12 protein-coding genes are annotated in these 13211 nt (G+C 71.6%); 9 read left to right on the top strand and 3 right to left on the bottom strand.

All coding sequences use genetic code 11. The annotated features are described in order from the left end of the window. Positions 1–12: 12 nt before the first annotated feature. Positions 13–1164 carry a site-2 protease family protein gene (locus PV419_RS22065; RefSeq protein WP_319691458.1) on the top strand — a complete coding sequence of 384 codons (1152 nt, stop codon included), beginning with the start codon at positions 13–15 and terminating at the stop codon, positions 1162–1164. Between the two features lie 23 nt (positions 1165–1187). Here the strand turns inward: PV419_RS22065 and PV419_RS22060 are convergent, their stop codons facing one another. Then, on the bottom strand, positions 1188–1691 hold the full coding sequence (locus tag PV419_RS22060; RefSeq protein ID WP_319691456.1) for an ATP-binding protein: 504 nt from the start codon (positions 1689–1691) through the stop codon (positions 1188–1190). A 305-nt stretch (positions 1692–1996) separates the two neighbouring features. On the opposite strand from PV419_RS22060, the gene PV419_RS22055 reads away from it, so the two are divergent. The 3 genes from PV419_RS22055 to PV419_RS22045 all read left to right on the top strand — a co-directional run bounded on the left by PV419_RS22055 (position 1997) and on the right by PV419_RS22045 (position 5055). Next, positions 1997–2860 (top strand): helix-turn-helix transcriptional regulator, encoded by an 864-nt coding sequence (locus PV419_RS22055; protein WP_319691455.1) that lies wholly within the window; start codon positions 1997–1999, stop codon positions 2858–2860. 87 nt (positions 2861–2947) lie between these two features. Continuing rightward, on the top strand, positions 2948–4405 hold the full coding sequence (locus tag PV419_RS22050) for an aldehyde dehydrogenase family protein (protein ID WP_319691453.1): 1458 nt from the start codon (positions 2948–2950) through the stop codon (positions 4403–4405). A 104-nt stretch (positions 4406–4509) separates the two neighbouring features. Continuing rightward, positions 4510–5055 (top strand): DinB family protein, encoded by a 546-nt coding sequence (locus tag PV419_RS22045; RefSeq protein WP_319691451.1) that lies wholly within the window; start codon positions 4510–4512, stop codon positions 5053–5055. Positions 5056–5060: 5 nt separating this feature from the next. On the opposite strand, the gene PV419_RS22040 is transcribed toward PV419_RS22045, so the two are convergent. Further along, positions 5061–7532, bottom strand: a complete 2472-nt coding sequence (locus tag PV419_RS22040) for an ABC transporter permease (RefSeq protein ID WP_319691449.1) — start codon at positions 7530–7532, stop codon at positions 5061–5063. Further along, positions 7526–8284, bottom strand: coding sequence for an ABC transporter ATP-binding protein (locus PV419_RS22035; RefSeq protein ID WP_319691447.1), 759 nt, complete (start codon positions 8282–8284; stop codon positions 7526–7528). Before PV419_RS22035 ends, PV419_RS22040 begins: the two co-directional genes overlap by 7 nt. 133 nt (positions 8285–8417) lie before the next feature. Here PV419_RS22035 and PV419_RS22030 point away from each other — a divergent pair, with 133 nt between their 5' ends. The 5 genes from PV419_RS22030 (at position 8418) to PV419_RS22010 (ending at position 13169) form a co-directional block, all read left to right on the top strand. Beyond that, positions 8418–9740 (top strand): sensor histidine kinase, encoded by a 1323-nt coding sequence (locus PV419_RS22030; protein WP_319691445.1) that lies wholly within the window; start codon positions 8418–8420, stop codon positions 9738–9740. Continuing rightward, entirely contained in the window at positions 9713–10372 is a 660-nt protein-coding gene (locus tag PV419_RS22025; RefSeq protein WP_319691442.1) for a response regulator transcription factor, read from the top strand. Before PV419_RS22030 ends, PV419_RS22025 begins: the two co-directional genes overlap by 28 nt. 139 nt (positions 10373–10511) lie before the next feature. Continuing rightward, complete coding sequence (locus PV419_RS22020; protein WP_319691440.1) at positions 10512–11189, top strand: PadR family transcriptional regulator; 678 nt, start codon at positions 10512–10514, stop codon at positions 11187–11189. A gap of 94 nt (positions 11190–11283) precedes the next feature. Beyond that, positions 11284–12351: an ATP-binding cassette domain-containing protein gene (locus PV419_RS22015; protein ID WP_415925363.1), complete on the top strand. Its 1068-nt coding sequence runs from the start codon at positions 11284–11286 to the stop codon at positions 12349–12351. Beyond that, positions 12348–13169 (top strand): ABC transporter permease, encoded by an 822-nt coding sequence (locus PV419_RS22010; RefSeq protein WP_319691438.1) that lies wholly within the window; start codon positions 12348–12350, stop codon positions 13167–13169. The genes PV419_RS22015 and PV419_RS22010 overlap by 4 nt, the downstream gene beginning before the upstream one ends. The last annotated feature ends 42 nt before the right edge of the window (positions 13170–13211 follow it).

Genomic DNA, 13211 nt, shown 5'->3' with positions numbered 1-13211 from the left:
GGTGAGACAGCTATGAACGGGTCGATGCGCGTCGGACATGTTCTCGGGGTGCCGCTGCGGATGCACTGGAGCGTCCCGGTGCTGGTGGCCCTGCTCGCCTACGGCCTGGGTCATGAGACGCTCCCGGCCTGGACCCCGGGCCACTCGGACGCCGCCTACGCCGCCGCCAGCGTGATCGGAGCCGCGCTGCTGATGGGGAGCCTGCTGCTGCACGAGGCCGCGCACGCGGTCGCCGCCCGCAGGAAGGGTGTCCCGGTCGAGGATGTGACGCTGTGGGCGCTGGGCGGCATGACCCAGATGGGACGGCCGCGGACCGCCGGGGTGGCGCTGCTGGTGGCCGTCAGCGGTCCGATCACCAGCCTGGTGATCGGGGGCGCCGGGATCGGGGCCGGGATCGGGGTGAACGGCCTGTTCGGCTGGGGGATACCCGCGGCGGTGCTGGTGTGGCTGGGGTGGGCCAATCTGCTGCTGGGTGTCTTCAATCTGCTGCCCGCCGCGCCGCTGGACGGGGGGCGGGTGGTGCAGGCGGTGCTGTGGTGGCGCACGGGGGACCGGGAGCGGGCCGAGCGGGCGGCTGGCCGCAGCGGACAGATCTTCGGCATGGCGATGATCGCCTTCGGCTGGGTGGCGTTCATCCGCGGGTCCACGGGCGGTCTGTGGTTCGCGCTCATCGGTCTCTTCATGGTGATCATTGCCAACGCGGAGCGTCAGCACGCCACCGTCACCGCCGCCCTGCGCGGGGTGCGGGTGGCCGACGCCATGTCCCACCCGGTGGCTGTCGGGGCCGACTGGCTCACCGTGGACCGCTTCATCGACGAGGTGGCGGCGCCCGCCCGGCATTCGGTGCTGCCGGTCATCGACTTCGAGGGCCGGCCGAGCGGGCTGGTGAGTCTGCGCGGCCTCGCGGCGGTGCCGTCCGAGACACGGGGGGCCCAGCGGGTGCGCGATGTGGCCACGCCGGTCTCCCGGTGCACGCTCGCCGTGCCGGGCGATCTTCTGAACGAGGTCATGGAGCGGGGGGCGCGACCCGGGGGCGGTATGCCGATTCTGGTCGTCGACCATGGTCATCTGGAGGGGATCGTCACCGCCCACGATGTGACGCGGCTCTTCCAGCTGCACGCACTGGGCATGTCGGCGGCCCCGCCGAAGTCCAGCCCTCTATGAGAGTCCGGGCCCGGAGGGAACGCCTAGCGCGGGCGCGGCAGCAGGAACAGCGCCCAGACGACCTTGCCGCGCAGCGTCCCGGCCAGCGGATGCCAGCCCCAGTCGTCGGTGAAGGACTCCACGAGGTAGAGCCCTCGCCCCGACTCCTGGCTGGAGTCGGCCTCGCCGGCCGCCGGGCTCTTCTCGCTCGGGTCCCGGACCGCGCACACCAGGCGTGAGCGCCAGCGCATCAGATGCAGACGTACCTGTGTCTCGGCCTCCGTGCCCGGCGGGCCGTCCGGGCAGGCGCCGGGGACGGCGTGGCGCAGGGCGTTGGTGACCAGTTCGGAGACGACCAGGGCGACCTCGTCGAACATGTCCGGGAGTTCCCACTGGTCGAGCGTGGCTCCGGTGAACCGCCGGGCTCCTTGGACCGCTTCGAGGCGGGCGGGCAGTGGACAGGAGGCGGAACCGGAGATGCCGGGGGCGTCGATCGGGGGGAGCCCCAGCCACACGGGCTCCAGCATGGTCGAGCCTTCGGTCCCCATGCGAGCACTCCTGCATCCGTGGCCCTGACGAATCCTGGCCAGATCTCGTACGAGCTTGCACGTGCGCAAGGCCTATGGTTCCGAATGCGCACAACGGATGCAAGGGCAGATGCACGTGCACGCCGATTTTTTGAGACTATGTACCCAACTTCGACACAGATCCTCCCTACGTCCTCTTGCGTACGTCTCACACTTGAGTAACGACATGTGCACAGGGCGGAGCCCGAATAGTGGCAGACTTCGGCCTCGGGGCTGCGGGGGGTCGCCTTCGGAAGGGTGCGTTCCGTACAGGGAGGGTCGCAGACATGAGCGCAAGCGAGTCGAGCGGATCGGTGGTGCGCCGGATTCTCCTGGGCTCTCAGCTCAGGCGGTTGCGCGAGTCCCGCGGCATCACGCGGGAAGCGGCGGGTTATTCCATCCGGGCCTCCGAATCCAAGATCAGCCGGATGGAGTTGGGCCGGGTGAGCTTCAAGGCGCGTGACATCGAGGACCTGCTCACGCTCTACGGGGTCACGGACGAGGCCGAGCGCGCGCCCCTGCTGGGCCTGGCCCGCGAGGCCAATGTCGCGGGCTGGTGGCACAGCTATGGCGATGTGCTGCCGAGCTGGTTCCAGACGTATGTCGGTCTGGAGGGTGCCGCCTCGCATATCGCCTGCTACGAGGTGCAGTTCGTCCACGGCCTGCTGCAGACCGAGGGCTATGCCCACGCCGTCGTCACCCGCGGCCAGCCTCATGCCTGTCACTCCGAGGTGGAGCGACGGGTCGCGCTGCGGATGGAGCGGCAGAAGCTGCTGGTCTCCGAGCGGGGTCCGGCCTTCCATGTGGTGATCGACGAGGCGGCGCTGCACCGGCCCTACGGCGGGCAGGCCGTGATGCGAGCCCAGATCCAGCACCTCATCACGGTCTCCGAACAGCCCAATGTCACGCTGCAGGTGATGCCCTTCTCCTTCGGTGGACACGCGGGGGAGAGCGGCGCGTTCACCCTGCTGCGCTTTCCCGAGTCCGACCTGCCGGACATCGTCTATCTGGAACAGCTCACCAGCGCGCTCTACCTCGACAAACCCGAGGAAGTGGGGCAGTACCGGCGGGTAATGGAGCGGCTGAGCGCGGACAGCCTGTCCGTGGAAAAGAGCCGTGACTTGCTGCGGGGCCTCCTTCAAGGACGTTGACACGCCAGTAGGATGACGTTCTGTCAGCAATCCCCCACGCGTACGCGGTGTCCTCGAGCGACACTCCGTCCTCCAGATAGGGATGGCATGTCCTACTTCTCCGAGCTGGCCCTTCAGTACATCGACGGTGAGTGGCGGACCGGCAGCGGTTCCTGGGACATCGTCGATTTCAACCCCTACAACGGGGAGAAGCTCGCCTCCATCACCGTGGCCACCGTCCAGGAGGTCGACCTGGCCTACCGCGCCGCCGAGCGGGCGCAGCCGGAGTGGGGCGGCACCAACCCGTACACCCGGCGCCTGGTCTTCGAGCGGGCCCTGCGGATCATCGAGGACCGCGAGAAGGAGCTCACCGAGGCGATCATCGCGGAGTGCGGTGGCACGCATGTGAAGGCCGGGTTCGAGCTGCACCTCGCCAAGGAGTTCCTCCGCGAGGCGATCCAGCTGGCGCTGCGGCCCGAGGGGCGCATCATGCCCTCACCGGTCGACGGCAAGGAGAACCGCCTCTACCGGCTGCCGGTCGGTGTGGTCGGGGTCATCAGCCCGTTCAACTTTCCCTTCCTGCTGTCGATCAAGTCGGTCGCCCCGGCGCTCGCGCTGGGCAACTCCGTCGTGCTCAAGCCGCACCAGAACACTCCGATCTGCGGTGGCGGGCTGGTCGCCAAGGTCTTCGAGGACGCCGGGCTGCCCGCCGGACTGCTCAATGTGGTGGTCACCGACATCGCCGAGATCGGCGACGCCCTGATCGAACACCCGGTGCCGAAGGTCATCTCCTTCACCGGCTCGGACAAGGTCGGCCGCCATGTCGCCACCGTCGCGGCCTCCCACTTCAAGCGCTCCATCCTGGAACTGGGCGGCAACAGCGCCCTGGTCGTCCTCGACGACGCCGATGTGGACTACGCGGTGAACGCCGCCGTCTTCAGCCGCTTCGTCCACCAGGGCCAGGTCTGCATGGCCGCGAACCGGGTGCTCGTGGACCGCCGGATCGAGCGCGAGTTCACCGAGAAGTTCGTGGCCAAGGTCGAGTCGCTGAGGGTCGGCGACCCGAGCGACCTGACGACACACATCGGCCCGCTGATCAACGAGGGCCAGGCCGAGGCCATCAGCGCCCTCGTCGACCAGGCCATCGCCGAGGGCGCCACCGCGCTGGTGCGCGGGCGGACCAAGGGCACGCTCGTCGCCCCCAGCGTGCTCACCGGGGTCGCGGAGGACGCCGCGATCCTCGGCCAGGAGATCTTCGGCCCGGTGGTCCTGCTGATCCCCTTCGACGGGGACGAGGACGCCATCCGCCTCGCCAACGCCACGGAGTACGGGCTCAGCGGCGCCGTGCACACCGGCGACATCGAGCGCGGGGTGCGCTTCGCGAAGCGCGTGCGCACCGGCATGATCCACGTCAACGACAGCACGGTTCACGATGAGCCGATCGTGCCCTTCGGCGGGGAGGGGAACTCCGGGCTCGGGCGGCTCAACGGCGACTCCTTCGTCGAGGACTTCACCACCACCAAGTGGATCTCCGTTCAGTACGGCCGCAGCCAGTTCCCGTTCTGAGTCGAGGCGTCGGGTGAGTTGAGGACAGAGGCTGACCGCAAGGGTCCGTAGTGTCGGAGACATCGGGAGACGGAACTCCCGAAGGACCGACGGAAGGCGGACCCATGCCCACTCTGGTGAATCAGGAAGCCCACGGCGACGAGGCCGGAGCCCTCCTTGGCTTCGTCGACGCCCAGCGCGGCGCCGTCCGCCGGACGCTGCACGGCCTCACCGACGAGCAGGCGGCCCTCAAGCCGTCCGCGAGCGAGCTGTCGCTGCTCGGTGTCCTCAAGCATGTCGCCGAGGTCGAGCAGGGCTGGGTCGAGGACGCCCAGCAGGTGCCGCACTCCATCCCGCGAGACCCTTCCAACTGGCACATGAGCTTCGAGCCCGAGGAGGGGCGGGCCACGATCAAGGAGGTGCTCGCCTTCTGGGACGAGGTCGCGGCCGAGACCGAGAGGTTCATCCGCTCGCTGCCCGACCTGGACGGAACCTTCCCGCTGCCCAAGGCACCGTGGTTCCCCCCGAACAGCGTGCGCTCCGTGCGCTTCCTGCTGCTGACCTTGATCCAGGAGATCGCCCGGCACGCCGGTCACGCCGACATCATCCGCGAGACCATCGACGGCAAGACCGCCTTCGAGCTCATCGACGCGATCGCGGCGGGCCGGTAGCCGGCTCACCGTCGCGGGGTGAGCCGGGGCCGCAGCGCGCACCAGGCGGGCAGAACGGAGGAGACCACCGCCAGCAGCGCGCAGGCGGCCACCGCCGCGCCCACCGCGTCCCAGGGCACCGCGAGCGCGGCCGGCACCGACAGCCGCCCCAGCGCGCCCCACAGGCCGAGCAGTTGGACCCCTGCCACCGCCGCCCCGAGCAGCGCGCCCACGGCCACGGTCAGCACCGCCTCCGCCGCCACGGTGCGCAGCACCTGGAAGGTGGTGGCCCCGGCCAGCCGCAGCGCCCTCAGCTCCGGTATTCGGTCGGAAGTGGCCATGACCAGCGTGCCGACGAGCGCTATGCCCGCGTAGACCAGGGCGATGCCGACCACCACCAGCAGGCCCAGCCGGGTCTGGGGACTCGTCCGGGGATGGACGGCCGCCACCCAGGCGTCCCGGGTGAGCACCCGCCCGCCCTCGGACCGCACCGCGGCCCGCAGCCCCTCGGCGACGGCGGCCGTGTCGGCCCCGGGCCGCAGCCGCACCTCGATCCGGTCCACCGCGGCGCCGCGCGCGTTCCGCCAGGTGACATACGCGCCGTTGTCGCCGGTACCGGTCCGCAGGACGGCGACGATCCGCAGTGTCGCCTTCCGACCGTCGCCCAGCCAGACGGTGACCCGGCGGCCGACCGTGGGCCGCTCCCACTCCCCGTTCACCACGATGCCCTCGTCGTCCAGGTCACGGACAGCCCCGGAGGCCACGGGCAGCCGCCCGACGGCCGCGAGCCGCGCCGGATCCACCGCCCGCGCCGCCGACCTGACCAGCGCCGAGTCGCCGTCACGGGTGAACACGGAGGTGGTCGCGGACGCGGACGCCAGCGCTCCGGGGACGTCGGACACCCGCCGCACCGCGCTCGCGCTCAGGCCCTCGGCGCCCGCCCCCGCCGTGACCACGAAGTCGGCGCGGGTCTGGGCGCGCAGTTCGGCCGCCTTCGCCTGGCTCACCGTCGCGGCCGCGCCCAGCAGGGATCCGGTGAGCGCGACCGTGATCAGCACTGGCGCCGCGACGGACGCGGTCCGCCGCACCCCGGCCGAGGCGCCCTCCCGGGCCAGGATCCCCGTCGCGCCGGGCAGCCGGGCCGGAAGGTGGCCCAGCGCCCGCACCACCGGCCGTACCAGCAGGGGCGCCAGCAGGCCGACCGCCGTGATCAGCACCATGGGCTCAGTGGTGTAGGTCTTCCGCTTGAGCAGCTCTCCCGGATCGTCGGCCAGCGTCCACCCCAGCGTCGCCACCCCGGCCAGCAGCAGCCCGGTGCCCAGCAGCCGACGGGCGAGCGGCATGGTCCGGCTGTCCACGGCGGCCTCGCGCAGCGCCTCGGCCGGCTCGACCCGCCCGGCGCGCCGCGCCGCGGCCCACACCCCCGCGAGCGCCACCAGCAAGCCGGTCGAGAAGGCCACGGGAAGCGGCCAGAAGTGATCGTCGATGGTGAACCACTCGGGCGCCACCTCGCCCTCCACCAGCCGGCGCGCCAGCCATGGCGCGCCCCAGGTCCCCAGCGCGCAGCCCGCGGCCGAGGCGAGCAGCCCCACCGCCGAGGCCTCCGCGAGGACCACCCGTCTGAGCTGGCCGGGGGTGGCCCCCGCCATGCGCAGCAGACCGAACTCCCGGCGCCGCTGGGCCACCGCGAAGGCGAAGGTGGAGGCGACCACGAAGACGGAGACGAAGCCGGTCACCCCGGCCGCCGTGCCGAGCAGCGCGTTCACCGTGAGCAGGGCCCGGCTGTCGCGGTCCGGGTCGGGGTCGGCCCGCCGCCGGTCCGCACCGGTGAGGACGCGCACCCCTTGCGCACCCGCCACCGCCTCGCGCACCTCGGCGGCGGGAGCGCGCACCACCAGCGCGTCGATCCGGGGCGAGAGGCGGGCGGCCTCGTCATCGGTGAAGAACACCGCGCTCTCGAAGGCCGACCGGGCGACCGTGCCCACCACGACGCGGGTTCGGGGCCCCGAAGCGGTCCCCACGCCGATCCGGTCGCCGATCTGAACCCCGCTTCCCGCGACGACCACCTCCCCGGCCCTCTCCGGCGCCCGCCCGGCGGTCAGCCGGTACGGGGTGAAGGCCGCCGCGGACCAGGGGTGGCCGACGGTGTCCTGGGGCAGCGCGGCCGAACGCACGGGGAACGTGCGGTCCAACGTCACGGGGCCCAGCCGCTCGAGTCGCGCCACCAACTCGGGCGGCACCGGGCGGGGGTGGGCCAGCGGAGCCGAGACGTCCTCGATGTCCGGTCCGCGCCGCACCGGGACGGTGAGGGTGTCGGCGCCGCGCACCACCACCGGCGCGGCGGCGAACCGCTCCGGGCCCCGCTGGGGGGCGCCCAGGGTGGAGGCCAGGGCCAGGCACATGGTGGCGATCAGCGCGACCCCGAGGCCCAGCGCGACAAACGTGCCGACGAGTGTGATCCATCGGGTCCGCAGACCGCCGAGCGTCATTCTCAGCACGGGACCGTCTCCAGCCGCGTCATCCGGGCGGACACCTGCTCGGCGGTCGGCCGCTGGAGCTCTCCGCTCACCCGCCCGTCGACGAGGAAGATCACCCGGTCGGCATACGAGGCCGCCACCGGGTCGTGGGTGACCATGACGACGGTCTGCCGCTCGGCGTCGACCAGCTCCCGGAGCAGCCGCAGGACATCGCGGCTGGTGGCGGAGTCCAGGGCGCCGGTCGGCTCGTCGCCGAAGAGCACCTGCGGCCGGGCGATCAGGGCGCGGGCGAGCGCCACACGCTGCTGCTGGCCGCCGGACAGCTGGCTGGGCCGGTGCCCGGCCCGGTCAGCCAGCCCCACCCTGGACAGCGCCCCCTGTATTTCCGCGCGCGCGGGGGCGCGGCCGGCCAGCCGCAGCGGCAGGGCCACGTTCTGCGCGGCGGTCAGCGAGGGCAGCAGATTGAAGGACTGGAAGACGAAGCCGATCCGCTCCCGGCGCAGTCGCGTCAGCCGGGTCTGGCTCAACCCCTCCAAAGGGGTGCCGCCGATCGACACGGAGCCGGAGTCGGGCCGGTCCAGGCCCGCCGCGCACTGCAGGAGTGTGGACTTGCCGGAGCCGGAGGGGCCCATGATCGCGGCAAAGCTCCCCGCGGGAAAGGAGAGGCTGACGTCGTCGAGCGCCGTCACCCCGCCCGTGCCGGAGCCGGAGTCATAGCGTCGGCTCACCCGCGCGAGCCGGACCGCCGCGGTGTCCAGGTCAGTTCGTGTCATGCCTTCCAGACAACCGGCCCCGGCCCGTCCGTACACGACCACTGGGCATAGTTCCGGGGTATGGCCAGCCATACCCCCAAGACGCCTACTGGACCGACTGTGGCGGGGGGTTGGCGGGTCGTACCGTTCTCGCATGTCCACACGAAATGTCCGGCAGGCGTTGTATCAGCCCGGCTATCTGCGCTCCGCCTGGCCATGGCGCGCGGTGCTGTATCTGATGAGCAGCGCGCCCGTCGGGCTCCTCGCGCTCCTCGGCATCGTCGTCTTCGCCTTGGTCGGAGGGGTGTTGACGATCGTCGTGATCGGGCTGGTGGTGCTGGCCGCGCTGGGGCTGGCCGGGGTGCCGGTCGGCGCGGTCGAGCGCCGCCGGCTGCGGCTGGTGGACAACAGCCCGGCCCGCAACCCGCACCGCACCCCGGACGAGCCGGGCCTTCTCGCCTGGGCGCGGGTGCGGTATCAGGAGCGGACGACCTGGTACGAGCTGGCGTACACGGTGCTGTTCGCATTCGGCCTGTGGATGGCGGACGCGTTGGCCCTGCTTGGCGCGCTGGGAGCGCCGCTGGGGATGATGGCCACTCCGATACTGCTGGCCCTGGACGGCGGGGGTCAGGCCCAGGTCCTCAAGTACTGGACCGTCACCTCCTATCCCGAGGCGTCCGCGTGGTCCCTCGGGGGAGCGATGCTGTTGCCGGTGGCCCTCTACTGTCTGGGCGTCTTCGCCGGGCTGCGCGCCGCGTTCGCTCATCTGCTCCTCGTGGGTCCCGAGGGCGAGTTGCGTGAGGAACTGGGGGAGGTGGCCCGGTCGCGGGCCCGGCTGGTGCACGCCTTTGAGGCGGAGCGCCGGCGCATAGAGCGGGATCTGCACGACGGCGCCCAGCAGCGACTGGTGGCGCTCACCATGACGCTGGGCCTGGCGCGGCTGGACGCCCCGCCGGGGCCGCTGGCCGACCAGCTCGCCAAGGCGCATGACGAGGCGGGCAAGGTGCTGGCGGAGCTGAGGGAGCTGATTCATGGAATACACCCCCAGGTGCTCGCCGACCGGGGCCTGGAGGCGGCGCTGGGAGACGCCGCGGATCGTTCGCCGGTCCCCGTGCTGGTGAATGCCTCGGGGCTGGGGCGGCTGCCCGAACCGGTCGAGAAGGCGGCGTACTTCGTGGTCTGCGAGGCGCTGGCCAATGTCGCCAAGCACAGTGGCGCGGCGCAGGCCGAGGTGGGGGCCGAGGTGCGGGACGGCTCGCTGTTCGTGTCCGTTGTGGACGACGGGGCGGGTGGTGCGCTCCTGCTGCCGGGCGGCTCGGGTGGTGGCTCGGGTGGTGGCTTGGGTGGCAGCGGGCTGACCGGGCTGTCCGACCGGGTGGCCGCGCTCGATGGGACACTGTGGCTTTCCAGCCCGCCTGGCGGGCCGACGATTCTGGGCGTGGAGATACCGTGCGAGCCGATCGAAGTCTTCGGCTAGTCCTGGCTGAGGACAGTGTGCTGCTGCGTGAGGGTCTGGTGGGGCTGCTGGCCCGGTTCGGGCATGAGGTCGCCGCGGCCGTCGGCAACGCTCCCGCGCTGCGGGCGGCGGTCGCCGAGCACTCCCCGGACCTGGTGGTCACCGATGTGCGGATGCCGCCGGGGCAGAGCGACGAGGGGCTGCGGGCGGCGGTCGCCCTGCGCAAGGAGCGGCCCGGGATGCCGGTCCTGGTGCTGAGCCAGTATGTGCAGCGGACGTACGCGACCGAGTTGCTGGACTCCGGCGATGGCACGGCGGTGGGCTATCTGCTCAAGGACCGGGTCGGGCAGGTCGAGGAGTTCATGGACGCGCTGCGCCGGGTGGCGGACGGCGGCACGGTCGTCGACCCGGAGGTCGTGCGCCAGCTGTTCCGCCGTCGGCGCGACCCCCTGGAGCGGCTCACCTCGCGTGAGCGGGAGGTGCTGGCCCTGGTGGCGGAGGGGAAGTCCAACGCGGCCATCGCCCGTGAGCTGGTCGTCTCCGAGGCCGCGGTGGGCAAGCACATCGGCAACATCCTGGGCAAGCTCGATCTGCCCCCCGGCGAGGACACCCACCGCCGAGTCCTTGCGGTCCTGGCGTTCCTGCGGGCGTAGCGGGCCCAGGGAGGGTCCGGCTGAGACCGGGAGAGGGGCGGCTGCGGCGGGGAGTCGGCTGGTTGTGGGCAGGAGTCGGCCGTCTAGCCTGGACAGCGGCGGGCCCTCGGAGGGGTCCGGGAGGGAGAGAAGGCGGGCGATGTCAGCGATCCGGCTGCTGGTGCTGGGGGCGGTGCGCCAGCACGGGCGGGCCCATGGCTATCAGGTCCGTAACGACCTGGAGTTCTGGGGCGCCCACGAGTGGTCCAACACCAAGCCCGGATCGATCTACCACGCGCTCAAACAGATGGCCAAGCAAGGCCTGATGCTCGCTCACGACGTCGCGCCGAGCACGGTCGGCGGCCCGCCGCGCACCGAGTACGAGCTGACCGACGCGGGGGAGGAGGAGTACTTCCGGCTGCTCCGCGAGGCGCTGGTGCGCCATGACCAGAAGATCGACGAGCTGTCGGCCGGGGTCGGCTTCATCATCGACCTTCCGCGTGCCGAGGCGATCTCCCTGCTGAAGGAGCGGGTCGCGGCCCTGGAGGAGTGGCGGGCCGCGGTCACCGCGCACTGGATGCCGCCGGAGGCCACACCCGACGCATGGGGCCACATCGGCGAGATCATGGAGCTCTGGGTGCACTCGGCCGACAGCGGGGCGCAGTGGACGCGCAGGCTGATCGAGCGGCTCGAGGGCGGGGCGTATGTCATGGCGGGCGAGGGGAAGCGCTCGGTCGATGTGCTGATGGACAGCGTGGAGAGCGCGGTCGGCGTCGAGGACCCATGTGCGCCTCCGAGCGGCGAGGACGACGCCGAGGCCGAGCGGGACGCTGGCTAATCAAGTTTGACTAGTCCCTGGATCGGGAAGTATCTTTCCCGCCTCCGAGTAGTCAAATTTGATTAATGCTCAACGAGGGGAAGAGGAGAAGACCTTGGCCGACAGCATCAGCGAATCCGCCATCGTCGTCGAGGGACTGCGGAAGGCATACCGAGGCCGGCCGGCGCTCGCCGGGCTCGACCTGACTGTCCCGTACGGCACGGTCCACGCCCTGCTGGGTCCCAACGGTGCGGGCAAGACCACCTCCGTACGGATCCTGTCCACGCTGCTGCGCCACGACGGCGGGCGCGCGGAGGTCGCCGGATACGACGTACTGCGCCACCCCGACGAGGTCCGCTACCGCATCGGGCTCCTCGGCCAGCACGCGGCCCTCGACGAGGGACTCAGCGGACGGCAGAACCTGGAGATGTTCGGCCGCCTCTACCACCTGGGAGCCCGGGGAGCCGGGCGCCGCGCGGACGAGCTCCTGGAGCGGTTCGGCCTCAGCGACGCCGGCCGCAAACCGGTCGGCCAGTACAGCGGAGGCATGCGGCGCAGGCTCGACCTGGCGGCCGGCCTGATCACCCGGCCCCGGGTGCTGTTCCTGGACGAGCCGACCACCGGGCTCGACCCCCGCGGCCGCGCCGAGGTGTGGACCGCGGTCCGGTCGCTGGTCGGCGGCGGCACCACCGTGCTGCTCACCACCCAGTACCTGGAGGAAGCCGACCAGCTGGCGGACCGCATCTCCGTGATCGACACCGGCCGGGTGATCGCGGAGGGCACGGCCGACGAGCTCAAGGCCCGGCTCGGCGGGGACCGGATCGAGGTGGTGGTCCGCCACACCGGTCAACTGGACGCCGCCGCCTCACTGATCGCCGCCGCGGCCCACGCCCGGGCCGGCGCCGTCGAGACCGACCCCGACACCCGGCGGATCAGCCTGCCGGTGGCCGACCGGATGACCGCGCTCACCGAGACCGTACGGGCCCTGGCGGCGGCGGAGATCGAGGCGGAGGACATCGCGCTGCGCCGCCCCACCCTCGACGAGGTCTTTCTGCACCTCACCGGGGAACGCACCAACACCACGGACACCGCTGACCCCACAGACACCGCTGACCCAACAGACACTGCTGACCCCATGGACACTGCTGACCCCACGGACACCAAGGAGGACGCGGCCGCATGACCACCGCGACATACGCCACAGCAGCCCAGGGGTGCCTCGGCAGGGCGGCCACCGACTCCTGGACCATGACCCGGCGCGGTCTCGCCCACTGGGCGCGGCTGCCCGCCCCGTTGGTCGTCGGCCTGGTCTTCCCGGTGATGATGCTGCTGATGTTCGCCTACTTCCTCGGCGGCGGCATGACCGTCCCGGGCGGCGGCGACTACAAGGAGTACCTGGTGCCGGGCATGCTCGCCCTCAACATGGCCTTCGGCATCGAGTCCACGATGATCGCCGTCACCCAGGACCTCAACAAGGGCGTCATCGACCGGTTCCGCTCCATGCCGATCGCCCCCTCGGCCGTGCTGGTCGGGCGCAGCGCCCTGGACATGCTGCAGTCGGCGCTGGGCCTGCTGGTCCTCATCGGGACCGGTCTCGCGATGGGCTGGCGCTGGCACGTCGGCCCCGGGGACGCGCTGGCCGCGGTCGGGCTGCTGCTCCTGCTGCGCTTCGCCATGCTGTGGCTCGGCATCTACTTCGGCATGGTGGCCGGACGGCCCGAGATGGTCCAGGCGGTGCAGATCCTGATCTGGCCGGTCGGGTTCCTGTCGAACGTCTTCGCCTCGCCGGAGTCCATGCCGGGCTGGCTCGGCGCGATCGCGGACTGGAACCCGATGTCGGCGACGGCCACCGCGGTCCGGGAGCTGTTCGGGCGCCCTGGCCAGGGCGGCGGTCCCTGGCCCGTCGAGCACGCTCAACTGCTCGCCGTCTGCTGGCCGCTGGCGCTGCTGGCGGTCTTCCTCCCCCTGGCCGTGGGCCGTTACAAGAACCTCAGCCGCTGAAACGAGTCCAGACACGCCCGAATGCCGCGTGAGCCACACCAT

It is taken from the genome of Streptomyces sp. ME19-01-6, from assembly GCF_033793745.1.
In the GTDB taxonomy this organism is placed as follows: domain Bacteria; phylum Actinomycetota; class Actinomycetes; order Streptomycetales; family Streptomycetaceae; genus Streptomyces.
The sequence above is the reverse complement of the archived record's forward strand: the minus strand, read 5'-3'. Positions and strand labels throughout refer to the sequence as shown.

Bases quoted from the DNA above. Each gene is read 5' to 3' on its own strand.
- PV419_RS22010 (WP_319691438.1), top strand. From the start codon at position 12,348: ATGACCACCGCGACATACGCCACAGCAGCCCAGGGGTGCCTCGGCAGG.
- PV419_RS22020 (WP_319691440.1), top strand. From the start codon at position 10,512: ATGTCAGCGATCCGGCTGCTGGTGCTGGGGGCGGTGCGCCAGCACGGG.
- PV419_RS22045 (WP_319691451.1), top strand. From the start codon at position 4,510: ATGCCCACTCTGGTGAATCAGGAAGCCCACGGCGACGAGGCCGGAGCC.
- PV419_RS22060 (WP_319691456.1), bottom strand. From the start codon at position 1,691: ATGGGGACCGAAGGCTCGACCATGCTGGAGCCCGTGTGGCTGGGGCTC.
- PV419_RS22035 (WP_319691447.1), bottom strand. From the start codon at position 8,284: ATGACACGAACTGACCTGGACACCGCGGCGGTCCGGCTCGCGCGGGTG.
- PV419_RS22030 (WP_319691445.1), top strand. From the start codon at position 8,418: ATGTCCACACGAAATGTCCGGCAGGCGTTGTATCAGCCCGGCTATCTG.
- PV419_RS22065 (WP_319691458.1), top strand. From the start codon at position 13: ATGAACGGGTCGATGCGCGTCGGACATGTTCTCGGGGTGCCGCTGCGG.
- PV419_RS22055 (WP_319691455.1), top strand. From the start codon at position 1,997: ATGAGCGCAAGCGAGTCGAGCGGATCGGTGGTGCGCCGGATTCTCCTG.
- PV419_RS22050 (WP_319691453.1), top strand. From the start codon at position 2,948: ATGTCCTACTTCTCCGAGCTGGCCCTTCAGTACATCGACGGTGAGTGG.